Source organism: Flavobacterium cerinum (assembly GCF_024496085.1).
Classification (GTDB): Bacteria; Bacteroidota; Bacteroidia; order Flavobacteriales; family Flavobacteriaceae; genus Flavobacterium; species Flavobacterium cerinum_A.
In genome coordinates, this window is sequence record NZ_CP101751.1 from 799,060 (window position 1) to 824,831 (window position 25,772).

Below are 25,772 nucleotides of genomic sequence, written 5' to 3' on the forward strand. Positions count from 1 at the left end.
ATACCAGACAGGTTTCTAAAACCTGTCTGGTATAATATTTACAACCAGTAAACCGCTAAAATAGCCGGAATAAAATAAATTACAATTGTTCGGGCACCGTCGTAATCTTTAGCAATTCGCTGACCGAAAAGCAGGAAAAGTAAAGTAACACACGAAAAAGTAGCGCCATAATGACCGAAAGTAGTTACACCGTTCATTAACAGCTGCGCAATTCCGATTACACATAATGCACCGGCAATAACTTCCAGTACTAAAATTAAAAACAAGGATTGTGGAACCTGGTTTTTGATAAATGTCTGCGAAAAATGACCTTTTAGCCATTCTACATTTCCTTTCCAGTCCATGATTTTATCATAGCCGGATTGTAAAAAAGTGATGGCCAGAAAAGCCAAAATTAAAATTCCGAAAATTTCCGTATTCGTCATGGTTGTTTATTTTTTATGAATTAAACGAGTTAGTTTTATTGATAAGTCAGTCAGGATAATCTTCGCATTTCCATTGCGTTCGATATGATAAATGGCATCCGATAATTCCTTGAAAATTTCGTTAATATTGTTGCCGTTAACAAAAGGCGCAAAATTTTCCAGTTTAAATTTATCTACAGTTGGTTCAATGTAAACAAGACTGGGCGACTGATAATTTATAAGCAAAGCTTGTCGGAACATTTCAATACAGAAATGTAAAAACTGTTTTTGAGCTTCACGACCAATTCCGGCAATCGATTCACTCCAGGCAATAAGATCCTGAATAGCAGCAGCATTTCCTTTAGCGCGAAAAGCAGCGCGTACCCATTGTACAAACCAGGCTTCAAAAGGATAATCGTCTTCTTTTTTGTGCAATAATTGCAACGCTTTATTATAATTTCCCTGTGCCTGATGTGCGATTTTATAAGAAGCCTTTTCTTCCGTTTTTTCACGTGAAACCAAAGCTTCAGCGATAACACTTTCCGGAAGTCCTCCGAAATGCAATACCTGACAACGCGATAAAATCGTTTGAAGGATATCGTTTTCATTTTCGGTGATCAACAGGAAAACGGTTTTCTGAGGCGGCTCTTCCAATAATTTTAAAAGTTTGTTCGAAGTGGCGATATTCATCTTATCGGCCATCCAGATAATCATTACTTTATAACCACCTTCATACGCTTTTAGCGAAAGTGATTTAACAATTTCCTGTGCTTCGTCAACTCCGATCTGACCTTGTTTGTTTTGGATGCCAATAGTTTTATACCAATCAAAAAGACCGCCATAAGGAGTAGTGGTTACAAACTCCCGCCAGTATTTCATAAAGTTCGCACTAACCGGATGGCTCTTTACCTCATCGTTCGTTGAAACCGGAAAAACAAAGTGCAAATCCGGATGGGAAAAATGTTCAAATTTCAGATTACAAGCTTCATTTCCGGAAGTATTTTCTCCGTTTGCATTCGAACATAAAATATATTGGGCATAGGCAATCGCCATCGGAAGTGTACCCGATCCTTCTGGTCCGACAAAAAGCTGGGCATGAGGAATACGTCCGGAATCGGCACTTTTTGTAAGATGACTTTTAATGTGGGATTGACCTAATATTTCTGAAAATAGCATAGAGCAAATATAGAATAAAACGAGAACAGTTAAAACTGCTTTCACGATCACCTCAAAAAATGTATTATTTACCGCAATTATTTATCGCATAAATCAAATAAGCTTATTTTTGATTGGATAAACGTTAAAAAATGAAAAAGAAGATTTCTTTTTACGCGTACCATTTTTGCCTTTGCCTGTCATTTTTGATACTGCCGTATCTGTTGTCCTCGCAAACCAGTATTATCCGTATCCCGGATATTATTCACAATGGTCATGACCGGACGTACTTTTCGGTGTATGTCGGTTTGCTTATTTTTTTCTATGTTAACTATTACTATTTCATTCCGAAACTCTATTTTTCCAATAAAAAGACAATCTATTTTAGCTTGCTTTTTGTCTTTTTAATCGCCCTTCTTTTTACCTCTCATTTTTTTGATAAACCGGATATTGATCTTTTTAACATGGAAAAAATGGCGTATCCGAAACCGATGCCGCCACATGGTCCAAAACCGGATTTTTCACGTGGACCCATGATGGATAAACCAAATCAGCATTTTAATACGATTCTGGTATATTTGACAGGAACTTTAACAAGTCTTTTCCTAGCAATTAATAGAAGATTACAACATGTGGAACGGGATAAAATGCAAGCGGAAATCTCATTGTTAAAAGCACAGATTAATCCCCATTTTTTATTCAACACGCTTAACAGTATTTATGCATTGGCTATTCGGAAAGATAATCGAACGGCAGATGCCATTGTTCAACTTTCGGAGCTGATGCGCTATATTATCCGGGATGCCCATGATGATACGATTGTATTGGAAAAAGAATTAAATTACATCAACAACTATATCGAATTGCAACGCTCTCGTTTAGGAAATACGGTGAAGATCGATTATGAAACGATTGGCAATAACTATGATCAAAAAATAGCACCGTTAATTTTGATATCGTTTATTGAAAATGCCTTTAAGCACGGTGTAAATCCGGATGAAAATTCTGAAATCCGGATTAAAATAGAAATTGAAACACAACAGTTACAATTGTTGGTTTATAATAAAAAAGTAACATCCGTTCAAACGGAAAAAGGAATGGGACTGCAAAATACGATGGAACGATTGGAACGGCTTTATCCGAACCGGTACCAATTGAAAATTGACGAAACAAATGAAAATTATACAACGCTCCTAACAATCGAATTATGATAAATGCTATAGCACTTGATGATGAACCGCCTGCTTTAGATGTATTGCAAAGTTTTTGTGATCAGACAGATGGCATCGACTTAAAAAAAACATTTACCCGATCGGAGGAAGCATTAAAATACCTGAAAAAATATCCGACTGATTTACTGTTTCTGGATATCAATATGCCGTCAATTTCCGGAATTGATTTTTTTAAAAAAGTACCGCATAAAATCTGTGTCATTTTTACAACGGCCTATTCCGAATTTGCAGTCGAAGGTTTTAATCTTAATGCTACGGATTATCTGCTGAAACCATTCTCGTTTTCACGATTCGAACAAGCAGTTGAAAAGGCAAAAAACCAACTGGCTCAGGATAATAAAAACGGAAATACCGATCAGCAATTCCTTTTTATCCGGGCAGATTACAGTTTGATCAAAATACCAGTAGCCGATATTGTATTTATTGAAGGGCTCGATGATTATTTGAAGATTCACATTCACAATCAAAAAACCGTTGTCGCCCGAATGACCATGAAAGCGATATTGGAAAAATTACCGCAACAGGAATTTTTCAGAGTCCATCGTTCGTTTATTGTACCGTTATCCAAAATTGACCGGGTTAAAAGTAAAATCATTTATATCGAAAATGAAGAAATACCGGTTAGCGCGACTTACGAATCGGAATTTTTTAAAATGTTGGAAAACAGATAATAATGGCAAATTTTACACAACAACAGGCGCAAATCTATAAAGCGCATCTCCGAGGTCATTTTGAAACCGATAGCCATCGTTGTCTGGCCACTTTTAATTTTGAAACATATCAGGAGGAAAGCCGGAAACCGTATAAAAAACTTCAGCTTCTAAACGAAGAAGTACTGGCGGCGAAAATAACAATTCAGGAAACTGTCGATCAAGTAACAGGAATTCTTCTTATTCCGTTAATCGGAGCAATTGATTGTATAACGGGAACTGAGTCTTATTTTATCACTGTCGGACAATGTTTCTTTTTTACAGCACAAGCCGGTGGATCATTTGCCATACAGAATCCTTATGAAAAGGAGCAGGTAAATTATCTTCAAATCCGGATAAAGCTGACAGATGTGATACCGGATAAAAAAGTATATTCTTTTGATTTGAGTCATAAAAATGAAATGATTCCAACAATTCAGAATCCGGAATTTTCGTTCCGTATCGGAATGTATACAGCGCGGGCGGAAGATTCGTATCAACCTGAAAATAAAAGCAACGGTATTTTTGCCTTGGTACTAAACGGTGCTTTTGAATTTCAAAATCGTCTAATTGAAGACCGTGACGGACTCGCGATTGATGCTACAGAAACAATTGAATTCGAATCTCTTACTGAAAATAGCATCCTGTTGCTTTTAGAAATGTAGCCTTAAAATAGCTTTTACCGCAAAATAAAAACAGTTTACCTCATTTTTTTGGCTTTCCCTGTTAACAAATTTAATTTTGATTAAAGAAAAAGCTAAAAACGTAATGGAAAGAAAAGTATTTTTAAAAAACAGTTTGGGTTTCCTGGGAATGGTAGCCACAGCACCATCGCTTTTGCGTGCTATGGGTTCCGAAAATAGTATGCCCGAAGCAACCGAAGCATTGGCTTGTAGTGTGACCAATAGTGAAACGGCTGGTCCTTTTCCTACAATTTCACCGGCTTCATGGGTACGTACCAACATTGTGGGCGACAGAACCGGTGTTCCGTTTACCATCAATATTGCAATAAAAAATGTGAACGGAAACTGTAATGCTTTTTCCGGTGCCATAGTTGATATCTGGCATTGTGATAAAGATGGAAACTATTCGGAATATGGCGGAACCGGTATGCAACCGACCAATTATACAACCAACCACTTTTTAAGAGGAAGACAAACTACTGATGCTAACGGACTGGTTAGTTATACTTCAATCTTTCCGGGATGGTATACCGGAAGAGCCACGCATATACATGTTCATATCTATAATGCGTCCGGCACTTCTTTACTGATTACTCAAATCGCTTTCCCGGAAGGATCGAATAGTGCTGTCGTTCAGGTTAATTCGGCAACAAGCTATGGCTATACCAAAGGAATGTCGGGTTATACATACAATGCAACGGATAATGTTTTTTCAGATGGTGTGAGTAATGAGCTTGGCGCTGTTACCGGTAGTATTGCCGAAGGATTTACACTTTCGCATACCATTTTTGTGAACGGTCCGACGCTCGGTATCAATGATGTTGCGACAGCAGAATTTCAATTAAGTCAGAATTTTCCGAATCCATTTACAGACAGTACCAAAATTCCATTGGTTCTGAATTCCTATTCGAAAGTAAAAATGGAATTATATGATCTTACCGGCAGGCATATCGATACGCCGATTAATGACGAATTCCCGGCCGGAACCAATTACCTGTTATTTAGTAGAAACAACCTGAGTAGCGGTTATTATATTTACAGAGTTATAATAGAAAATGAAAACGGTGTTTTCACAGAAAGTAAAAAAATGATAATCCAATAAATGTTTCAGGTTGATAAAAGAAGATACATTTTTCGTATCTTCTTTTTGTTTTAAAACGATGCCAAATGATGCCATTTTCTAAAATCAGACTCGCTTTCCGATTGGTAATTGACAGTAGTACTACGATTACCTGGCAAAAATATGTTTTTGAAGATACCTATCGGGAATACCTGATGCAACACCAATTATACAATTCGGCTGAAAATCCGAAACCGACTTTCCGGGAATTACTACATGAAAACGAAAAAGCGGAAAAATTACATTTTCTGACCGGAATTGCTGCCGAACCCTATATCAATCAGCTAAAAGGAAATATTTACCAGCTTCCGGATGCTCTCGGAAATTCCTATCTGCCGTTTGTAAATTATAAACTGGATATTGTCAATACAGACATCAATGACAGTTCCCGACATAAAATCGGAATCACATTTTATACACCGTTGTTGGTATTGATTGACCGTATTGACGACCATTATCTTTTGTCAAAAAACACCGATTCAACGTCACAATGGGAAATCCTGTCGTTTCCCGTGCATCCTAATCTTGCAATCTGTTATCTTGAAAAAACAGATCATTAACCTGTATTTTCCGTTCTTTCAAAAATCATTTCTGTATTTAAAATGAAATTTAGGGCTCGATAAATAAATATTACGCAGTCAGCAGCCCTAATTTTTTAAGTAAAACACAAAAAACAGCATAAAAAATAAAAATATTATATTTGTGGATTATTAAATAAACAATCAACAAAAATATACGAAATGAAAACCCTGAACGATTTTAATTTTAAAGATAAGAAAGCCATTATCCGTGTCGATTTTAATGTACCGCTTAATGAAAATTTTGAAGTAACTGACGCTACGCGAATTGAAGCTGCAAAACCAACTATCGATAAAATTTTAAAAGAGGGTGGAAGTGTTATTCTGATGTCACACTTAGGACGTCCGAAAGGCGTGGAAGAAAAATATTCCTTAAAACACATTGTAGCAAAAACAGCAGAAGTTCTCGGAGTTCCGGTAACGTTTGCATCGGATTGTATCGGAACGATTGCCGAAAATGCTGCCGCTAATTTAAAACCGGGTGAAGTGTTATTACTGGAAAACCTGCGTTTTTATGCCGAAGAAGAAAAAGGAGATGTGGAGTTTGCTAAAAAACTGGCGGCTTTAGGTGATATTTACGTAAATGATGCTTTCGGAACAGCTCACAGAGCACATGCTTCTACAACGATTATCGCTCAGTTTTTCCCGGAAAACAAATGCTTCGGTTATTTATTGGCTAAGGAAATCGAAAGTCTGAATAAAGTATTAAACCATGCTGAAAGACCTGTAACTGCGGTTTTGGGTGGTTCTAAAGTTTCTTCTAAAATTACCGTAATTGAAAATATCCTGGATAAAATCGACCATATGATTATCGGCGGAGGAATGACCTTTACCTTTATCAAAGCACTTGGCGGTCATATCGGAAATTCAATCTGTGAAGATGATAAACTGGAGTTGGCATTGGAAATTATGGAAAAAGCAAAAGCTAAAAATGTACAAATCCACCTTCCGGTTGATGTAGTGGCTGCCGATGCATTTTCGAATGAAGCGAATACACAAATCGTTGATGTTAATAATATTCCGGACGGATGGCAAGGACTTGACGTTGGTCCGAAATCATTAGAAGCGTTAAAAGACGTAATTAAAAATTCAAAAACAATCTTATGGAATGGTCCGTTGGGCGTTTTTGAATTGGAAAAATTTGCAGAAGGAACCATCACATTAGGAAACTTTATTGCTGAAGCAACTAAAAACGGAGCGTTTTCACTTGTTGGAGGAGGCGATTCGGTTGCCGCTGTAAAACAGTTCGGATTAGAACCGAAAATGAGTTATGTTTCTACTGGTGGCGGGGCAATGCTGGAAATGCTGGAAGGAAAAACACTTCCCGGAATTGCCGCTATTTTGGAATAAATTTCCATTTTTAACAATATTTAAACAAAATATAAGTTATAAGCTATTATGTTTGCATGGCTTGCATAAGAAATTGAATTGTAATATGTTATAAGATAGAATGTATGGATAATAAAAAAATATTGTCTTTATTTTTAGGCTTAATCAGCCTGGGCGCGATGGCTCAGGAGACAGCCCAAAATGAAGTCCCGGCTAAACCGGAAATTAAAATGTCCTATCTGGACTCCCTCAAATCGACCTTCGTAAAATATGAAACCAGTGCCTGCATTGATGAAATGTGGTTGAAAGAACTAAGCAATCAGGACTTGTTTACAGATATGGAGTCGGATATTTCCAAAGTAAACATTGACCAGGAAGTATCTTACGATTTACCGACAGATGTGCTTAAAGAACGTTTAAGACGATTGGATGAGAAATCACCTTTCAACATCGAATACAATCAGGCTCTTGAAAATGTGATAAAAGCATTCCTGAAAAACCGACCAAAGGCTTTTGAAAGAATGATGGCGATATCGGAGTATTATTTCCCGATGTTTGAAGAGCGTCTTGCAAAATACAATATCCCGCTGGAAGTGAAATATTTAGCCATAGTGGAATCGGCTTTAAACCCGAAAGCAAAATCAAGAGTGGGTGCTACCGGATTATGGCAGTTTATGTATGCTACCGGAAAACAATATAACCTGGAAGTAAATTCATATGTTGATGAGCGTAGCGATCCTTTGAAAGCAACGGAAGCAGCATGTCAGTATTTATCAACGATGTATGGTATTTTCGGCGATTGGGATCTGGTTTTGGCATCCTATAATACCGGACCGGGTAACGTTGCAAAAGCAATCCGCCGATCGGGAGGAATGACAAACTACTGGAATATCCGTAAATACATGCACAAGGAAACACAAGGTTATTTACCGGCTTTCCTGGCTACGATGTATATCTACGAATACAGAAAAGAACACGGTATCGTTCCGAAAAAAGCACCGATGACGTATTTTGAAACCGATACGTTGATGGTAAAACAACAAATGTCGTTTAAACAACTTTCAGATTTATTAGACGTACCGGTAGAACAATTGCGATTATTAAACCCGATTTATAAACTGGATGTTGTTCCTTATGTAACGGATAAAGCGCATTTTATCCGTTTACCAAAACAAAAAGCAGGAATGTTTGTTTCGAATGAGGATAAGATTTATGCTTATTTGAAATACGAAGAAGACAAACGCGAAAAACCGTTTACATCGATTCGTAAAGATATGATTGCGCAGCGAACAGCAAACGGAACCCGAAAAGATTCGGCTGTAGCGATTGTAGAAGATTATCCGATGAAGTCGGTTAAGAAAACGAAAATCAAATATTATACTGTAAAACGCGGGGATAACCTTTCGGAAATTTCTTCAAAAAACAATGTGACTATTGCTGAGTTGAAGAAATGGAATAAACTGAAAAAGAATACAGTTAATGCCGGACAAAAATTAAAGATCGAATACGATACCAATGTTATGGTAGCTGATCGATCGGCAGCTAAAAAGAAAGCTCCTGAACCGAAAATTGCAGAACCGAAAATTGTTGAGCCAAAAGCCGGTGAAAATGATTTATATGTTGTTCAAAAAGGAGATAACCTAACGGCTATCGCTGAAAAACACAAAGTAAGTATTGATCAGTTGAAAGACTGGAACAATATGGAGAGCAATGAAATCCAGGCCGGCCAAAAGCTAACGATTCAGGAACCGGCTAAGGAAACCGTAGCGGTTGTGGAAAAAGAAGTAAAAAAAGAAATTATAAATAGAGATTCCAGTAAAGAACGCAATTACAACAAAGAAAGAATGTATGTTGTTCAAAAAGGGGATTCACTGTTTAGTATCGCTAAAAAACATCCGGGGATAACCGTTGCCGAAATAAAAAAATGGAATAATATCGATAACGAAAATATCAAACCGGGAATGAAACTTAAAATAAACGGATAGTTATTCGTCCTCAAAAAAATCTGTGAAAAAAGCAATCTTTTTTGCAATACTCTTACCAATGCTTTCTCTTGTTTCCTGTAAAGACAGATCGAAACAAGGGGAAGCATTTTTGCCTGAATCAAAAGGAAATAGCAATGAAATAGCAATTGTAATTGATGATGTGTTATGGAGTGGAGAAGTAGGTGACAGTCTACGTAAAAAACTAGCCTATCCTATTGACGGATTGCCGCAGGAAGAACCGATTTTCACGATTAACCAGTATTCGCCCCGAATTTTTGAAGGTGCCGTAACTCAAAGCCGAAATATCATTGTGGTATCCAAAGGACTCAATAAGGAGTTCAAACACGTTGAAAACAAATATGCTAAACCGCAAAATGTTTTCTATCTCACCGGTTATTCCGTTCACGAAATTCTGGATCTGATCGAAACTCATACCGAAACACTGACTTCGATCATTAAGTTTTCGGAAATCCATTATGTCCAGGGAAAAATTGAGAAAGCCCGACTTAAGGATGATAAGCTTCGCGGTGTTTTTATGATTAATATTGAGATTCCGGATACGTACCGCTATGCCGATGAAAAAGAATATTTTTACTGGATAAAAAAAGACATCCCTTCCGGTAGTTCCAGTCTCCTGGTCTATCAGGTTCCGATTTCACAGATTGAAAAGAACAATGATATTGTGGGGAATATCGTAAAAGTTCGCGATTCTGTCGGCGCTTTATATATTCGCGGTACGATGGAACATTCATCCATGATTACAGAAGAAGGTTATTCGCCCTATTTTATGAGTACGCGTATCGATGGGAAACCGGCCTATGAAACCAAAGGAACATGGGAACTTCAAAACAACTTTATGAGTGGTCCTTTTCTGAATTATGCGATTCGCGATGAAAAAAACCATCGTTACCTTATCCTCGAAGGATTTGTTTATGATCCGTCTAATGCAAAAAGGGATCTGGTTTTTGAACTGGAAGCAATCATGAAATCGGTACATATTCTACACTAATTTTTTTAAACCATACAGAAATGAATTTAAAATTCGAAATAAAGCGATTTAACGAACTTTCGCTGGGCGAACTGTATTCGATATTACAACTGCGTTCAGAAATCTTTGTAGTGGAGCAGGATTGCGTTTATCAGGATATTGACGGTAAAGACGAGAAAGCATTGCACGTAATCGGAACTTTTAACGGTGAAGTAGTGGCTTATTGCCGTTTATTTCAATCCGGCGATTATTTTCAAAATGCAGCATCGATCGGTAGAGTAGTGGTGAAACAAACGTATCGTGACCGTAAATGGGGACATGACCTTATCAGTGAAGCTAAAAAAGGAATTGAAACGTATTACGGAACAGATAAAATAACGATCTCAGCACAATTGTACCTGAAACGATTTTACGAATCACACGGATTTGTTAAGGCTTCGGAGGAATACCTGGAAGATAATATTCCGCATATTGAAATGCGGATCGAATAAACTTAAATTTTTGTAATCACTAATTCTACACGACGGTCCTGATCCGGGCCGTTTCCTAGTGGTTGTGTATTCCCGTAACCTTTAAACGTCATTCGTTTTTTGTCTATTTTTTTCTGAATCAGAAATTTATACACTGCCTGAGCCCGGTTATGGGATAACATTCTTTTTTTGGTGTCTTTGTCGATAGCTTCTTTCTGGAATGTTGGCGTACAACAAATATGCCCCTGAATTTCGAATTCCAGATTTTTATATTTGTGAAGTAGTTTAGCAACCCGCTCCAATTCGTTTTTGGATTTCAACGTTAAACGGCTACTGCCTTTGTCAAAAAGAATTTTCTCAAGGTAAATCCGGTCACCGACAATCATGTCTGCTTTAATGGTTGAATGAATGCCCGGTATCGGTTTCGGCGGTACGGGTTTAAAGTTCATTACAACGTCAACACGTCTGTTTTTCTGACGTACTTCTGGAAGATTGTCTACAATATCATCATCAATTAAAACGCGGCCTTTGCCTTCAATTGTTACGATAATCTTGTTTTTAATTCCCTTTTCAATCAACTTGCTTTTGATCGTATTAGCACGGTTATTCGACAGCTTATAATTATAGGCATCTTTACCGCGATCATCGCAATATCCGTAAATCTGAATGCTTTCGACACGGGAAGTATCAATCGCTTTTACGAACGCAACAACATCATTGGCCTGTTTTTCTTCCAGATTGTACTTGTCAAATACAAAATACACGGAGTGAACGACTTCTTCCTGAGCTTTCAGGAATTGTGTGGTCAGCAATAAAAGAAAAACAAGCGCAATACGTTTCATATTCAAATGTTATTTTCGGTCTTTAATTCGGGTAAGGCTTATATCTTCCGGCGGATGAATTACAATCGGGTATTGTTCGATTTTTACAGAACTACTATCCAATCCGAAAGCTTGTTCTTCTGAAAGACTGATCTTTTTCAGGAAGAAATAAATATCCAGGATAATACGTTGGTACCAAGGGAAATCATTGTCATAAGACATGAATTTTTCGATCAGTACAAATTTAAAATCACCCAATACATTGTTTCGGTTTAACGATTCATAACGACTGGTAATATCTACTTCTCCGTTTTTAACCATATCCTGAACTACTTTTTTAAACAGCAGGTTAATACGCGGTGCTACCCGGAATCCAAGATAAAAATCAACACGGATAATATCATCTTTCACTATTTCGCGAACGCGGTATTCCATTTCATAGGGTTCATCGACTACATTTACGTGAATCATCCAGTAAATATCCGCTCGCTTAGGGCGTTTCTGCAAGATAGAATAAATAATTTTAGATTCTACCTCATCACCGTGGCTGGCATTGGTCATATAAACCAAATGCGTGGCATATTTTGGAATCGAAAGATCATTACTCAATTCGGAAATGACATTCTTGAATTTGTCGATTTTAACGAATTCGGTATAATCTTTTCGGATCTTTTTAGCGGTAAACCATGCAATCATTATAATAGCAAGCAATCCGGCGATAAATACGGATACATAACCACCGTGCGGGAATTTTTCAATGTTTGCCAGGAAGAACGAAATCTCAATTGTAAGATATAGCGCGATAACCAGAACGATAAAAATCGGATTATAACGTTTTAGGACCATATAGAAGCCTAATAAAATAGTGGTCATGATCATACACATCACAATGGCAAGTCCGTATGCCGCTTCCATGTTTCCGGATTCTTCAAAATGAACAACGATAAATACACACCCGATAAATAACAACCAGTTAATCGAAGGGATATATAATTGTCCTTTTAATTCCGTTGGATATTTGATACGTACTTTCGGCCATAAGTTCAGACGCATAGCCTCACTGATCAATGTAAAAGATCCGCTGATTAATGCTTGAGATGCAATAACCGCAGCCATAGTAGCGATAGCGATTCCGAAAGGTAAAAACCAATCCGGCATAACCAGATAAAACGGGTTTCCGGGATTACTGGCGTTTCCGCTTAATTCAACCAATGTGCTTCCGGTATTTGAAATCAGGTAAGCACCTTGTCCGAAATAGTTCAGTACCAGCATACTTTTTACAAAAATCCAGCTGATACGGATATTTTTAATTCCACAATGTCCCAAGTCACTATATAGCGCTTCAGCTCCTGTGGTACAAAGGAATACATAACCTAAAACATAAAATCCCTCGTGGTGTATTTTTAATAAATGAAACGCATAATAGGGATTAATCGCTTTTAAAACGGAAACATTTCCTAATAAGTGAATAACGCCCAATGTTCCTAACATTCCGAACCAAAGCAGCATTAAAGGGCCGAAGAATTTTCCGACCAGTTTGGTTCCGAAACGCTGAATAAAGAACAATACAAACAGAATTCCGATTACGATCGGTATGGTGTTCAGTTCCGGATTATAGGTCCGAAGTCCTTCAATGGCTGATGATACGGAAATGGGAGGAGTTATAATACCATCGGCGAGCAAGGCACTTCCTCCGAGAATGGCCGGCACGATTAGCCAACGCTTTTTGAGTTTTTTAACCAGTGTATAAAGAGAGAAAATTCCTCCCTCGCCTTTATTGTCGGCACGTAAAGTAAGAATTACGTATTTAAAGGTTGTCTGAATGGTCAGTGTCCAGAAAATACAGGAAATCGCACCAAGTACTACATCCGGATCAATAGCCTGTTTGCCGACTATGGCTTTCATTACGTATAATGGAGAAGTTCCGATATCTCCATAAATAATTCCTAATGTGACAATTAGACCACCTAAAGTCACTTTGTTAAGGTGGTTACTGCTGTGTGTAGAACTCACGATGTGAAATATTTTAAATCACAAAATTATCATAAAAAACGAAAGTCATACACAATTCTTACGAAAATTAATTTTTAAGGATTTTATTGTATTCTACCGTATTATTCAATAAAGATTGCGCTTTTGTTATCTCAACATTACTTTTTGTATAATATTGATACAAACCTTCTTTATATTGATAGCGTTTTATGATTTCGTCGATGATAATTTTTCTGATTTCAGCTTTGTTTTTGTCGAGCTCTTTTTCTTCACTTCGTTGTAAAGCAGCTAGTAATTGCTGGTATTCGGTATTGATGCTTTCTTCTATTTTTTCTTTTTTGGCTGTAGCCAATGTGTTTTTTAAGGCCAATTCCGTTTCCGTATCGAATTCAAATTTTTCTTTTTTCAGATAGGCTTTAAAATCAGCAAAGTCGGTATCGGAAAAATTCGGAATATTGGTTCCCAGATTTGGATTTTTGTAATAATACTGCGTTACATAATTAAAAATACCGTCGTTTTTCAATAAAGCATCAGCAATTGTACTGGTTTTGGTTTCAGCCAGTTCAATGTCCGGTTGAATACCGCCACCATCGTATACCGTACGTCCCTTACGGGTTTTAAAAGCATTATACTGACTGGCATCGGTGCGGATTGCTTTTCCGTTTTTATCTTTTTTAGAATAATCAAGTGCCTGAATACACCGACCGGAAGGAGTATAATATCTTGATATGGTCACTTTAACCTGAGTTCCGTAAGTTAAATCCAACGGACGTTGAACCAAACCTTTTCCGAAACTTCTGGCGCCGACAATCACAGCTCTGTCGAGATCCTGTAGCGCTCCGGCTACAATTTCAGAGGCAGAAGCACTTTTTCCGTCGACTAAAACCGCTAACGGAATTGTCAGATCAACCGGTGTTTTTTGGGTTTTATAACTGTTATTATGTTTTTCAATTTTCGATTTTGTAGTTACAATCACCTCATTTTGCGGAACAAATAAATTACAGATATTCACAGCTTCATGAAGTAAACCACCCGGATTTCCGCGTAAGTCCAGAATAATTCGGGTTGCTCCCTGACTTTTTAATTTTTCCAATGCTTCTTTGGTTTCAGCGGAAGCTTTGGCATTAAATTGTGACAGTACAATATAACCGGTGGTTTTGTCATTTAGCAAGGCATAAAAAGGAACTGCTTTGATTTCTACCTCATCCAATACTATTTGGGTATTCATCATTTTGCCCTGACGACGGTATTGTACATCAATCTTGGAATTTTTTGCACCTTTCAGTAATTGGGCGGCATCGTCTTTAAAATCAACCAGATTCACATCACCGATCTGAACAATTTCATCACCGGCTTTTAAACCGGCTTTATCGGCCGGAAAGTTTTTATACGGTTCCCGGATAATCAAACGACCTTCTTTACGACTGATATAGGCTCCGATTCCGGTATATTCTCCTGTGGAATTGATTTTGAATTTAGCGACATCCTGTTCGTTAAAATAAACCGTATACGGATCAAGATCCATCAACATGTTTTTAATGGCTTTGTCCATCAGATCTGCCGGATTGGTCTCGTCGACATAATTCTGATTTACGGTTTTAAAAAGAGTAGTAAAAATTTCAATTTGTTTGGCAATTTCAAAAAAGTCATCTCGGAAACTGGCTCCAACAAACAAAAAACCTCCTGCAACGACAGGAATGATATATCTTTTTTTAAAGTGATGTAACATTTTTAAGCTGTTTTTTTCTTATATCTTTTGCGCAGATAGATCAAAAGTAACACGAAAATAAGGATAAATGGCCAAACTTGCAGTAAGTCAAGGAAGAAAGTTGAAATCCCGAAAAATCCTTCTTTAAATGAGTTCCACATTTTACCGCCATAGGAAACGGTTGCGCCGCTTTCGGAGGCATTACGGGTATACATTTCAATATGAATCGTACTCAGGGCAACACGACTCTGAAGGTATTTTAACCGGCCTTCTATTGATTCAATTTCTTCACGAACTGTCGCTAGTCCTTTTTCGATTTCCAATATTTCAGAAACTTTTGTGGCTTTGTTTAGCAAGTCCAGATAGCGTTTTTCCAATGTTTTTTTCGTGTTGACACGCGATTCGATATCGATATATTCTTCGGTCACGTCATCGGATGAAATTTCTTTGCGATCAAAATGAGAAACACCTTTGCTGATATCGTTGATAAACGTATCAAAAGCCGTATTCGGAATACGAACGGTTAAGTCCCGATAAGCAGAACTGTTGTTTTTTCCTGTAACATCGTTTTGTATTGTCGCTTTATATTTTATAACCGCTTTCTGTATGTCGGCATAAGATTGGTTGAGATCAGACGTTTCAAACCGAAGATTAGCATTTTTAATGATTTTGGATTCGATTACCGTTTCCGAACCGCCGCTATTCGATTGCGTAGCATCAGCCGCCGCTTCGGCAACCATTCCTTCTTCCGGTAACACTACGGATTCGACTATAGCGTGATTTTCAGAATGTTCGTTTTTACAACCAACAATAAGAAGCAATACGGATAATGCAAGGATAATTTTTTTCATAGGTCACCATTATTTTAGTTACAACGTGGAATTACTTTTAAAAGTACAAATTGTAAAAATAGGATGACTTTGAAAAAGAAGAATTTAATTAAATTTTAAAGCGGTTTGTCCTGTAAGGTTTCCGCAAACTTTTCGAAAAGACGTATCGTTTTTTCCGTTATTTCCTGATAGGAAAGCCGGTCTTTGGTTTGATAAAGAAACATAAACGCATACGGTTTGTCGATTGAATCGAGTAAAATGGACTTATTCAATCGGTAGGTTTCGCGTAAAACCCGTTTAAAATAATTACGGTCTACGGCTTTTTTAAAGTATTTCTTGGAGACGGAAACACCCATTTTGATTTTTTCTTCCGGATCCGTGGTTTCTAAAGGGACATAAACCAAGCGTAGCGGGTATTTCGATACCGATTTCCCTTCGGAAAAAAGGAGGTCTATAGTATTCCGGCTTTTGAGCTTTTCGGCTTTCGGATAGGTGTTCTTCATTCGGCAAAGGTACAAAAAGGTACCATAAAACTTGTCAGGTATTATAATACCCGACAAGTTTGCAATTGCTTATTTGTGTTTAATTAATTTTTTAGCTATTTCCCGTAGCGTATTCCGGTTTTGATCAACAAAAAACAAACCGGCTTGAATTAGTTCGTAAATGTTTTTTTGCGAGGTATCGTCCATTTCCGGTGATGCGTTTTTTAATTGCGGCATTAGTCGGTAATAATTTTTCTGGTTTCGCGGTCCTAATGTTTCATACATTTTCGTAAGATAATAATCTACGGTTTCAACGTTGGAAGATAACAAAATGTCAATCAATGGTCCGATCCATTTGATTTTTCCGGCGTTTTCAAATTTTTCGAAGGTGTACGGTTTGTGTACTTCCCCGGTTCCTACTGAAATAATCAACATATCGTTTATTGCCGGATAATCGATTTTTTTATCATCGTTTAATTTTTTTGAAAAGGCAATTTTACGGGCTTCAGCATAAGCACAAAGTGCCGGATTATTGGCATATACACCGCCATCGATTAACGTAAACTCCTGTCCGTATAGCGATTTTATTTTAGCCGGTTCAAAATAAGTAGGCGCTGCACTTGTGGCACGGCAAACGTCGTGTACATAAAAATTTTCCAAAGTTGAATCGGCTTCGTGACTGGTAAAGAACTTGGCTTTCCGTTGACCGATATCATAAGACGTTATCAAACAAGGTTTTGTGAATTCTTTTAATTGTAAATCACCAAAAACTTCCCGAAGTTGTTTTTCCAGATTGCGTTGCGAAATTTTTTCATTAAACAAGCCAAACGGATTGATAAGATGTTCCCAAAGGGAAACATTAAAAATCGTTTCTCCCTTTTTAGCATACAGATCCAAAGCGGCTTCTACTGAGAATTTAGCTTTTTTGTTTTTGTCGGGGAATAATAGAATAGAAGTTAACAATCCTCCGGTGCTACTTCCGGCGATAAGATCAAAATAGTCGCCTAATTTTGCTGTGGGATTATCCAGTTTTTGTAATTCTTCTTCAATGTATTTGAGAACAACACAGGTTATGATTCCGCGGATTCCTCCGCCATCGAGACTTAATATTCTAATTTTTTTTGACATGGCTTTTAAAATTAAGATTCTTTTTCAGGATTTTATTTGTGGCTAATTTATTACTATAGAATTATATAACCATTTTTATCGTGCTACATTTTCGATAATTTTTTCCGGTCGTTATAATCGCGTTTGTCAAATGAGTCAGATCTTAAAAAGTTGTCCTGTTCCTGACCCATTACTGTCTGTATTTCGAGCTGTTCCTACTCGTTCGATTATTCGGTTTTTGTATTTACTACATATAAATAAATTATTGATTATTACTCAAATAGCTTTATTCATCGATGTTTTTTCAACTGTTTTAATAATATAAAGATAGATGAAAATAATCTAACAAACAAGTTTAAAACGAAGAAAAAAATACTATTTATAATTGAGAATTAGATTGTGGTTGTTACGTTTTGGGTATAAAAAAACCGCTTTCAATTGAAGCGGTTTTATTGAGTAAAATAAACTATTCGTATTTTTCACAATCTTCCTGTGTGGCAATGCTTAGATAAAGCGGATATAATTAATTTATAAGCTTTCCACTTGACATTAGTTAACTATAACGGATCTCTATAATATCCTCATCATTGGGATCAAAGAATTTATTATATAAGGACATCGCCCTTACCAAGTCGCGCTCAGATTGGAAATCGAGTCCTTTAGTATTGGAACGATATGTTTTCCCTTTATAAATAACTTTGTTATAAGGATCATCTTCATTTGCATTTCTGAAACCGTTTAGTTTTGAATCAATGTGTTTTTCTAAAGCTTCAGATACTATTTTCTTTTCAGATTTGTCTAAAATAAAATCCTGACCATTCATTATTTTTTTTGCCAGAGATGTCTCTTTACCAATCAATGTAACTAATAATCCATTAACAGTAGTAGAACCTGTCTCCCGTAGTAATTTTTCATAATCAGAACTAAATCCTGAGGTTAATTTTACTTCGTTATTTCTATAAATATTAAAATCTTTCATGTTTGTTTATTTGGAGATAATTACATCAATACTATTTGTCTCATGATCAATGCTAATGGAATTTTTATTTAGTTTATTAATTCCTTTTTTGTCCACTATTTTGAAAAAATCAGTTTCTTTTACTGCTTTTACAGGATCTCCCGTTTGATCATAAATTTTCCAGAATTGTTTATATCCTAATGAAGATCCACCAGGGTATATAGAAAATTCAGTCCAACTTGCTTTGGCTCCTTTAATTTGATTTTTAAAAGCAGAAAAAGATTCTTCCAGAAAATGTTTTCCAAAACCTTTACCCAAAAGTTCATCAGGAATCCTGAAATCAAAACTAATAAAAAAATAATCATCTAGTTCCATTCTTTGATTTTTTGCTCTTTCCAAGTCTAAAAATCGCCACTCAATTTTTTTAGTATAAATAGATATTTCGTATTTCACATCTTTATGGAATCTTATTTCTTGTTTTATAAGTTTATTAGGAATATAAAGATCATCAGATAGAGATTTTAAATGTTCAATAATCTCATCAATTTCTTTGGCTTCATCGGCATTTTTAGCCGCACTTTTGAGTTCTTCGAGTTCATCAAGATGCTTTTCAAGAACCTCCCGAGCACTACTTTTTAACCGATTTCGAATTGCAATGGATATTTCACCGGAAAGCGCGACTAATTCCAGGTACAATAAATGTTTCTGTAACGCCAGTGCAAATTCGTTTTTCGTACCGCTAAGCTTCACCATAGCACTAACGGCTCCGCTACTGATTTCAATAGCTCCGGCCGCTAAACGAAAAGTTCCCATTGCTCCGGCTGCTTGTCCCAAACGATACAAATATCGGAATTTAGTGATGTTTCCAATACCGGAAAGAATCGTAAGAATATCCAAAGTATATTCGATACCTGTTATTACATTGGCCCAGAATGTCTTGTCTTCGTTTGCCTTAATAAAAAAAAGCCGGAACAATCTTCGGCAAATCTATTTCAGCTTCCTGTTCCGTTTCGGTTAGATAAACCGGTTGGAACGGATGATAGTGATATTCAATTTTGTCTTCAATAACATCGCTGATTACATTTCTGAAAGCAGGGTTCGCAACCGAAATGATTTCGTCAATATAATGATCGTCCGGAGTTACTAAAATTGTATTGTCTTTTTGAAATTCAAAGTTTTTATTACTATTGTAAAAACCTAAAAATTTATCCGACTTATACGGTAAAAACAAAGGCCCGTCACTGTTTTTAAAAACCGGATTGTCGATATCGCTAAATGCACTTTTTAACCAGAATTTATAAAGCAGCTGAATCGTTTGCTTAAAGTTTTCGCCGTTTATCTTCCTGTATAATAACAGAAAACGGCTTTCACCACCCGATTTGGGCTGAATCAGTTCGGATAGAAAAATGGTTGGTGTTCTTTCTACTTCCGACAAAGCTTCCAAAAGCACCAACACCAGATCTTCTTTATCCAATCCGATATTGGTTACTAAACCTTCCAACGAGCGATCTAAAAAGTTCCAAAGCAGGTTTTTATCGATTTCTTTGATAAAAGCTTTGGGTAAATAATAGAGAATTTCCAGAACATTTTCGATACTGCCGAAATTAGCAGCGGTTAAAGCGTTGTTGACAATTGTTTTATAACTGTCTAAAAAAGCCTTACGTGGTTTGGTTTCCCAGTTCAGTCCGTCATAATCATGCATAATGGTCTGGTTTAAGAATTCCAGACAGGATCCCAGATACGTGAACTCAAGTCGAATCGACCAGATTTCCTGAAAACGAAGGGTTTCCAACGGATCATCGGTTTTGATATGGTATTTTAAAATATACCGATTTGACATTTTTGAAACAATAGGAAATAAATAGGTTTTGTTGGAAAATGGGCTTTTGCCTACCGTTACATTTCTTTTGTAAGCCGAAACCGTAGCACTGATAAATTGCAGAAAAATAAGCTTTAACGGATCGTTTTTGGTATTGCCGTGATCATCTTTGTAGTCGAATCCGTATTCTCCGTCATTGATCATCGGAATATCGTTCGGATGATAGATAAACCAATCGGTGATCGGAAGGATTTCGTCTAATTGTTTTAAGATTACCGAGCGGTATACTTCGCTATAGAAATAAAGCTCTTTTGAAAATGGAACCGGAACACTGTACAATGTCTGATCAGAAAGCGTTATCCAGCCACCGGATAAAATATTGCGGTATTCGTAAGTGTTGTTCGCTGCTTCCCTACGAATATAATACGTCAAAGTGCCGGCATCGTTGGTGAAAAAAAGTTCCTCCTGACCTTCGAGAATATCGGCTAATGGCGTGATAAGTGCCGGGTTGTCAAAATCCGTTTTTAAGATATACTGAGTTGATTCCATTACTTCAATGTTATAATTCTCATTTACAATTATAACTTCAAAACGCAGTTCTCTTTTAGCGGCATCTTCCTGTCTTCGCCCGATCCTGAGGTATTCGATTAAATATGAAAAGTCGTTCATGATATTGCTTTAAAAAAGTGAATAAAAAACCTCAGCCAAACACTGGCTGGCTGAGGTTTAAGGAAAAGGGTTGTTTTTGGAAGGTGTTATTTTACATCCGTTGCATTACCGCCAATTAAGACATCGGTTCGGATAAATGCTTTTTTAGTAGTACCCTCGCTGTCGGTGATCCTGTTGTCGTTACAGTCACTGTCGCACGGCAAAGCATCCAGTACATCCAATCCGATACTTCCGGCCTGAAGAATGGTTAATGCTGTCGGTACACGGCTTTCCCATGTTTCTTCGACTTCCCCGTTTGGTTCCTGTAATTCCTGAATCAGATCTTTAAACAACGGATCATCCAGAGTAGGTACTTGTCCGCCGTTCCAAACCTGACGTGTTGCCATAAACCAGTTTACGGCTTCTTCAAATCCGGGGCGAACGGTTACCATGATTCGGGCCATACCGCTTTCCAGAAAAGCACGGAACAAAGGATTGTCAATGTCGGTGGAATTATACATTTTCTTCCAGTTGGCTTTTTCGCCCCAATAAAACGGATAGAAATTATAACTCATTAAATCCCACTCGAATGCCTGCTCCATAAATTTAACCCGATTGGCATATTGCTTTAACAAGGCATTTTCACTTGCTACGCGAACATCTGATAATGCATTTCGGTTGATAATTAAACCATCTTGTCCCAAATTGTCATTTTTGATCAGGTAAGTGATGCAATTTTTGCGTAAAACGGTGTTGACAATCTGTTCATAATACATCGGATTTACTTTTTCTTTTTCCGTTTGTTCGGCTTTTATTGCGGCTACTTTTTCATTGTATTCTTTTAATTTGACTTCATAGGCGCTGATAATCGCATTAAAGGTTTCGATTTGCCATTTCTGATACAAGTCCTGGCCGCGACGTACTTTAACGGAGAAGTTGGCGGTTCCCGTGAAGAAATTAGAAAAGGTTACTGCAACCGGAACGGTATCTCTGTAAGGTGCACCAAACGGTAATTCGGAAGAGGCTTCATTTCTAAATCCTCCGGAAAGAACGGTATAACGCTGATCTCCGATGCCGGTTAGAATCGCCACATTATGATTGTCGTAATCCTGAGTCGCCGAAACACTTACTTTTCCGCTTACGGCTTCATAGCCTTCCGGAATTTTAATTTCCTCTTTTAAGGAGAAAAATTCCACTTCAGATAAGCTTCCTACATAACTGCCGGATAATGATTTCCCGATATTGTATTCCGATTGCGGTACCGGATTAACTTCGGCATTATAAATAGCAGCCCAGTAAGCATATGTACTTTCTAACACTTTTGTGTGATCGGTTAATCGATTGGTGACGCCCACATTTCTAGGATCAACCGGTTTTTCTAATGTTTCAGTGCCGGTATCGTTCTTTTTAAATTCCTGCCAGGTTTTATGAAAAGCAGCCGGTTCCGGAACCATAAATTCATAAATCAAACGTTTACCATAGTTGACAATTTTGTTTTTGTAAATTTTATCGACCCAACGGTAAACCCCGGTTACGTGTTCGTCTCCTTTTCTGTTGTCAAAACCATGTGCGTTTTCCTCTGAATATTCTTCGATAACTTTGGAAATACGTTCTTCTTTTACTTTCTGAACAATTCGGTCCAGAGCACGTTCTGTAATTTCTTTGGCCTGCGTTACAGCCTGACTGTTTGATTCTTCGGTTGAGGTGTTATAAGCAAAATTACCGCCTACATTAAAATGGGTTTTGAAAGCATCAAAAGTAGCATTGGTATACGCTCCGATTGCGGTATTCTCGGCGATTACTTTTACCACTTCCTGATTCATTTCATAACGATCGGTTGTCGTCGAATCGGTTAATTTTTCACGTTCCGATTCCGAAGAAAGCGTTGTGGTATTCTCGGTTTTTCGGGAACGTTTTGTGGTACGATCCTTATACTCACGCGCCATAATGTTTTCAATGTGCGATACTTCTCCCGGAACATAACAACAGATTTCCTGTTCTACTTTACGGTAATCGGCAATTCCCAATCGGGTAATTCCATTTAACGGAACGGCTTCTTTATCCGGAATCGGATTCGTTGTGCCGGATGTGTCCGGTTTTATTTTCGTTTGATAACGATAAGAACCGCCGCCTTCAATAGTGTAGGATATAGAAAGGTGGAAACTTGTCATTCGTATCGATTTGATCTTAAAGTCGGCTGTAAAATCAATTAAATCACCATTGCTTAGCGTATAAGTACCGGTTAGTGTCCCATTGTTTTTTCCGGAGAAATTCAAAGAATCATTAAACAACTTTACGTTTAGCTTGTCGCCAATCCAATTGTCTTCAAAAGCGGTATGGCTCACAGTGGTGTTGTCATTAAAAACAGCAGTGTAGGTTGCGGCTACAATGTCTGATCCTAATGCGATTTCTCCTAAAGCCATGTATAACGAAATCGGCGTATTATTACTACCCTGACCGGTGATCGCTAAAGCGTTAGAGGAAGTCGGGGTTGAGTTGACAGCACTCTGAACCGGAAGGACGATTCCGTTAGCATTAACTACTTTCTGTGTAAAGACGGTGTTTTGAAAGATTTTAGCCGTTTCCGAATCGATGTTTTTCTTCAAAACTTCTTTCGCTTCAGCAAACGTACTGATACCGCCTTCTGTTAAACCGGTTAGCATCGCCAATGATTCAGCGGATAGAAAGGGGGCTAAATCCGTAAGGTTTAACTCCGGTTTGGCAGTGTAACTGAATTTCGGAATTTTTAAGTTAACATACTCTTTGATTGTTCTTTCACAACCGGTTTTACAATCGGTGATCGTTTTGGTCACCGTATCGGCATTTTGATATAAAAGTTCTACCGAATCCAGATATTCTTTATAGGCGGCATCATACGTTTTCTGTTCCTTTCTTTGGTACTGTTTTTCAACGACCTCCAATTCTTCCAGGATTTTGGTATAATTTGCAATGCTGATTTCGGATCGGATTAACTGAACGTCTTTTTCAAGATGTTTGGTGCTGATCGGAAGCTCTTCGCTATCATCGGATTGTTCTGCCGCTTTTGTGCCGAAAATAGGTTTTGGCATTACCACTTTACCCTGAGCCAGATTTTGTAAAACGTCAAGTGACAAATCGGTATCTTCGAATTTTTCAAGAAAAGCATCAGCCACTAAAACGGAGATAATCATATCTCTTACATAATCCGATTTAAATGTAAGACTTTGATAGATAAGGTTGTCCCATAATGCAACACGACTGCTTTCTGCTAGCGGAGCCAGTGTATGATGCTCTTCCGGTCCTTTTGAAGTTACCGGAACATAATCATGAAGCGACTCTTTTGTAAAGGATGTTCTGTTTTTGGCTAACCAGTTGGCAAATTCATATAAATCCGGCTTAACAAGATCCGTTTTCAGCTCATCCGGCGTTTGAATAGCTTTTGTTTTAAAACGGCTAATGGCAGCTTCCAACTGTTCTTTCCGGTTTTCGGCAAAATCCGGATTCGACATTGTTTTAGAAAATTCACCGTTCGGATTTACTACGATTCCGATTTCCGGATGTTTAACAAATAACAACTCATTTTTAGACTTGTCTGTCAATTGCGGGGCGCGCATCGTTACAAAGCGAAACAGCGTGTTTTTAAGTTCTGTACTCATGGTGTAAAAAGGATTAAATGTTGTTGTTTAAGAATAAGCGCTTATTATTTTGTTGTTGTTTGAAAAAAATCTTCTAATATGATCCTTTGAGTTGTGACTTTTAAACGATTTTTAAAGCCGTAAGTTTATTTTTTCGATCACTGTGCGGATTATTATCTTGCAACTACGGTACAAATATAGTTGAAAATAATCTAACAATCAAAATATTTCATATGATTTTTTTCATTTATCTTTTTCTTGCCTGGCAAAGCTCCTGTTTTAGATTTTTATCGGTTTAGTGGTGCTTTGTTCGAGAATAGTTAGAGATAAACGGAGATTTATTTCGTGGATAAACGGATAATTCAGACATAAATGAGTCATTTTGATGTTTTTTTTCCAAGCCCGGACAATAGAATTAGATTATTTTCATAATTTTGTATTATTAAAATCAAATATTATGGTTTCAGAACGATTAGGATTGTATATAGCGGCAAAAGATATTAGCTATTATGCTTTTGAAAACAGTATCGGTGCAAGTCGGGGAGCTATTTCGAAGGCGGTCAAGGAAAACAAGAGTATCGGATCGTCGATGCTGGAAAGTATTCTGGAAATTTATAAAGATCTGAATCCGATATGGCTATTAACCGGTCAGGGCGATATGTTTGTTACGACCGATTATGATTTTTTAGAGAAGCGAAGTGTTGAACCTTATACGTTAAAGACAGATCGCTCGATGGAACAGCAGCAAATTCCGCTTTATGATATTGAAGCTGTGGCCGGATTGGTTCCGCTATTTAAAGGGACGAATAATCAGGAGCCGATTGATCATATTTCGATTCCGCATTTACCGAAATGTGACGGTGCGATTTACGTAACGGGCGATAGTATGTATCCGCTGTTAAAGAGTGGTGATATCGTACTTTATAAAGAAGTAAGCGATATCCGAAATGAAATTTTCTGGGGCGAGATGTATTTGCTGAGTATTGATATGAGCGGAGAAGAATACATTACCGTTAAGTATATTCAGAAATCGGAAATAACCGGTTTTGTGCGATTGGTAAGTCAGAATAAGCACCACCAGGATAAAGATGTTGATATGACGAAAATAAAGGCGCTTGCGCTCGTTAAAGCAAGTATCCGGATTAACTCTATGAATTAAT

Annotated in this window: 22 protein-coding genes; 10 read left to right on the forward strand and 12 right to left on the reverse strand. The window is 37.4% G+C overall.

The window, feature by feature from the left end; genetic code table 11:
* Positions 1–38: 38 nt before the first annotated feature.
* Together NOX80_RS03725 and NOX80_RS03730 are read right to left on the reverse strand one after the other, a co-directional pair.
* Positions 39–425 (reverse strand): DoxX family membrane protein, encoded by a 387-nt coding sequence (locus NOX80_RS03725; RefSeq protein ID WP_256551982.1) that lies wholly within the window; start codon positions 423–425, stop codon positions 39–41.
* A 6-nt stretch (positions 426–431) separates the two neighbouring features.
* Entirely contained in the window at positions 432–1,580 is a 1,149-nt protein-coding gene (locus tag NOX80_RS03730) for a DNA polymerase III subunit (RefSeq protein WP_256551983.1), read from the reverse strand.
* Between the two features lie 131 nt (positions 1,581–1,711).
* Between NOX80_RS03730 and NOX80_RS03735 the strand changes: the two genes are divergently transcribed.
* The 9 genes from NOX80_RS03735 (at position 1,712) to NOX80_RS03775 (ending at position 10,654) form a co-directional block, all read left to right on the forward strand.
* Complete coding sequence (locus tag NOX80_RS03735) at positions 1,712–2,770, forward strand: sensor histidine kinase (RefSeq protein WP_256551984.1); 1,059 nt, start codon at positions 1,712–1,714, stop codon at positions 2,768–2,770.
* Positions 2,767–3,462, forward strand: a complete 696-nt coding sequence (locus NOX80_RS03740; RefSeq protein ID WP_256551985.1) for a LytR/AlgR family response regulator transcription factor — start codon at positions 2,767–2,769, stop codon at positions 3,460–3,462. The genes NOX80_RS03735 and NOX80_RS03740 overlap by 4 nt, the downstream gene beginning before the upstream one ends.
* 2 nt (positions 3,463–3,464) lie before the next feature.
* Complete coding sequence (locus tag NOX80_RS03745) at positions 3,465–4,145, forward strand: pirin family protein (RefSeq protein ID WP_256551986.1); 681 nt, start codon at positions 3,465–3,467, stop codon at positions 4,143–4,145.
* A 76-nt stretch (positions 4,146–4,221) separates the two neighbouring features.
* On the forward strand, positions 4,222–5,265 hold the full coding sequence (locus NOX80_RS03750; protein WP_256551987.1) for a dioxygenase family protein: 1,044 nt from the start codon (positions 4,222–4,224) through the stop codon (positions 5,263–5,265).
* Positions 5,266–5,330: 65 nt separating this feature from the next.
* A complete protein-coding gene (locus NOX80_RS03755) occupies positions 5,331–5,843 on the forward strand; it encodes a hypothetical protein (protein WP_256551988.1) in 513 nt (170 codons plus the stop codon).
* A gap of 180 nt (positions 5,844–6,023) precedes the next feature.
* Positions 6,024–7,211, forward strand: a complete 1,188-nt coding sequence (locus NOX80_RS03760) for a phosphoglycerate kinase (RefSeq protein WP_256551989.1) — start codon at positions 6,024–6,026, stop codon at positions 7,209–7,211.
* 104 nt (positions 7,212–7,315) lie between these two features.
* Positions 7,316–9,175: a LysM peptidoglycan-binding domain-containing protein gene (locus NOX80_RS03765; RefSeq protein WP_256551990.1), complete on the forward strand. Its 1,860-nt coding sequence runs from the start codon at positions 7,316–7,318 to the stop codon at positions 9,173–9,175.
* Positions 9,176–9,197: 22 nt separating this feature from the next.
* Complete coding sequence (locus tag NOX80_RS03770) at positions 9,198–10,184, forward strand: DUF4837 family protein (protein WP_256551991.1); 987 nt, start codon at positions 9,198–9,200, stop codon at positions 10,182–10,184.
* Positions 10,185–10,204: 20 nt separating this feature from the next.
* A complete protein-coding gene (locus NOX80_RS03775) occupies positions 10,205–10,654 on the forward strand; it encodes a GNAT family N-acetyltransferase (protein WP_256551992.1) in 450 nt (149 codons plus the stop codon).
* Between the two features lie 2 nt (positions 10,655–10,656).
* Here the strand turns inward: NOX80_RS03775 and NOX80_RS03780 are convergent, their stop codons facing one another.
* The 10 genes from NOX80_RS03780 to NOX80_RS03825 form a co-directional block, all read right to left on the reverse strand.
* Positions 10,657–11,475, reverse strand: coding sequence for an OmpA family protein (locus tag NOX80_RS03780; protein WP_256551993.1), 819 nt, complete (start codon positions 11,473–11,475; stop codon positions 10,657–10,659).
* 9 nt (positions 11,476–11,484) lie between these two features.
* The gene (locus NOX80_RS03785) at positions 11,485–13,470 is read right to left on the reverse strand and encodes a KUP/HAK/KT family potassium transporter (protein ID WP_371926086.1); all 1,986 of its coding nucleotides are present in this window, start codon (positions 13,468–13,470) and stop codon (positions 11,485–11,487) included.
* Positions 13,471–13,534: 64 nt separating this feature from the next.
* Positions 13,535–15,175: a S41 family peptidase gene (locus NOX80_RS03790; RefSeq protein ID WP_256551995.1), complete on the reverse strand. Its 1,641-nt coding sequence runs from the start codon at positions 15,173–15,175 to the stop codon at positions 13,535–13,537.
* Positions 15,176–15,177: 2 nt separating this feature from the next.
* The gene (locus tag NOX80_RS03795; RefSeq protein ID WP_256551996.1) at positions 15,178–16,005 is read right to left on the reverse strand and encodes a DUF4349 domain-containing protein; all 828 of its coding nucleotides are present in this window, start codon (positions 16,003–16,005) and stop codon (positions 15,178–15,180) included.
* 95 nt (positions 16,006–16,100) lie between these two features.
* The gene (gene rnpA / locus NOX80_RS03800; RefSeq protein ID WP_256551997.1) at positions 16,101–16,487 is read right to left on the reverse strand and encodes a ribonuclease P protein component; all 387 of its coding nucleotides are present in this window, start codon (positions 16,485–16,487) and stop codon (positions 16,101–16,103) included.
* Positions 16,488–16,556: 69 nt separating this feature from the next.
* Positions 16,557–17,594: a patatin-like phospholipase family protein gene (locus NOX80_RS03805; RefSeq protein WP_256551998.1), complete on the reverse strand. Its 1,038-nt coding sequence runs from the start codon at positions 17,592–17,594 to the stop codon at positions 16,557–16,559.
* Positions 17,595–18,126: 532 nt separating this feature from the next.
* Entirely contained in the window at positions 18,127–18,552 is a 426-nt protein-coding gene (locus tag NOX80_RS03810; protein ID WP_256551999.1) for a hypothetical protein, read from the reverse strand.
* A 6-nt stretch (positions 18,553–18,558) separates the two neighbouring features.
* Positions 18,559–19,365, reverse strand: coding sequence for a hypothetical protein (locus NOX80_RS03815; protein WP_256552000.1), 807 nt, complete (start codon positions 19,363–19,365; stop codon positions 18,559–18,561).
* Positions 19,366–19,483: 118 nt separating this feature from the next.
* Entirely contained in the window at positions 19,484–21,019 is a 1,536-nt protein-coding gene (locus tag NOX80_RS03820; protein WP_256552001.1) for a hypothetical protein, read from the reverse strand.
* Between the two features lie 86 nt (positions 21,020–21,105).
* Positions 21,106–24,633, reverse strand: coding sequence for a hypothetical protein (locus NOX80_RS03825; protein WP_256552002.1), 3,528 nt, complete (start codon positions 24,631–24,633; stop codon positions 21,106–21,108).
* Between the two features lie 436 nt (positions 24,634–25,069).
* Between NOX80_RS03825 and NOX80_RS03830 the strand changes: the two genes are divergently transcribed.
* Positions 25,070–25,771, forward strand: a complete 702-nt coding sequence (locus tag NOX80_RS03830) for a S24 family peptidase (protein WP_256552003.1) — start codon at positions 25,070–25,072, stop codon at positions 25,769–25,771.
* Position 25,772 lies beyond the last annotated feature (1 nt).

What these genes read in the sequence shown, in the direction of transcription:
- NOX80_RS03725 (WP_256551982.1), bottom strand. Translation starts at nt 425, where the DNA reads ATGACGAATACGGAAATTTTCGGAATTTTAATTTTGGCTTTTCTGGCC.
- NOX80_RS03730 (WP_256551983.1), bottom strand. Translation starts at nt 1,580, where the DNA reads ATGCTATTTTCAGAAATATTAGGTCAATCCCACATTAAAAGTCATCTT.
- NOX80_RS03735 (WP_256551984.1), top strand. Translation starts at nt 1,712, where the DNA reads ATGAAAAAGAAGATTTCTTTTTACGCGTACCATTTTTGCCTTTGCCTG.
- NOX80_RS03740 (WP_256551985.1), top strand. Translation starts at nt 2,767, where the DNA reads ATGATAAATGCTATAGCACTTGATGATGAACCGCCTGCTTTAGATGTA.
- NOX80_RS03745 (WP_256551986.1), top strand. Translation starts at nt 3,465, where the DNA reads ATGGCAAATTTTACACAACAACAGGCGCAAATCTATAAAGCGCATCTC.
- NOX80_RS03755 (WP_256551988.1), top strand. Translation starts at nt 5,331, where the DNA reads ATGATGCCATTTTCTAAAATCAGACTCGCTTTCCGATTGGTAATTGAC.
- NOX80_RS03760 (WP_256551989.1), top strand. Translation starts at nt 6,024, where the DNA reads ATGAAAACCCTGAACGATTTTAATTTTAAAGATAAGAAAGCCATTATC.
- NOX80_RS03765 (WP_256551990.1), top strand. Translation starts at nt 7,316, where the DNA reads ATGGATAATAAAAAAATATTGTCTTTATTTTTAGGCTTAATCAGCCTG.
- NOX80_RS03775 (WP_256551992.1), top strand. Translation starts at nt 10,205, where the DNA reads ATGAATTTAAAATTCGAAATAAAGCGATTTAACGAACTTTCGCTGGGC.
- NOX80_RS03780 (WP_256551993.1), bottom strand. Translation starts at nt 11,475, where the DNA reads ATGAAACGTATTGCGCTTGTTTTTCTTTTATTGCTGACCACACAATTC.
- NOX80_RS03790 (WP_256551995.1), bottom strand. Translation starts at nt 15,175, where the DNA reads ATGTTACATCACTTTAAAAAAAGATATATCATTCCTGTCGTTGCAGGA.
- NOX80_RS03795 (WP_256551996.1), bottom strand. Translation starts at nt 16,005, where the DNA reads ATGAAAAAAATTATCCTTGCATTATCCGTATTGCTTCTTATTGTTGGT.
- rnpA (WP_256551997.1), bottom strand. Translation starts at nt 16,487, where the DNA reads ATGAAGAACACCTATCCGAAAGCCGAAAAGCTCAAAAGCCGGAATACT.
- NOX80_RS03805 (WP_256551998.1), bottom strand. Translation starts at nt 17,594, where the DNA reads ATGTCAAAAAAAATTAGAATATTAAGTCTCGATGGCGGAGGAATCCGC.
- NOX80_RS03810 (WP_256551999.1), bottom strand. Translation starts at nt 18,552, where the DNA reads ATGAAAGATTTTAATATTTATAGAAATAACGAAGTAAAATTAACCTCA.
- NOX80_RS03820 (WP_256552001.1), bottom strand. Translation starts at nt 21,019, where the DNA reads ATGAACGACTTTTCATATTTAATCGAATACCTCAGGATCGGGCGAAGA.
- NOX80_RS03825 (WP_256552002.1), bottom strand. Translation starts at nt 24,633, where the DNA reads ATGAGTACAGAACTTAAAAACACGCTGTTTCGCTTTGTAACGATGCGC.
- NOX80_RS03830 (WP_256552003.1), top strand. Translation starts at nt 25,070, where the DNA reads ATGGTTTCAGAACGATTAGGATTGTATATAGCGGCAAAAGATATTAGC.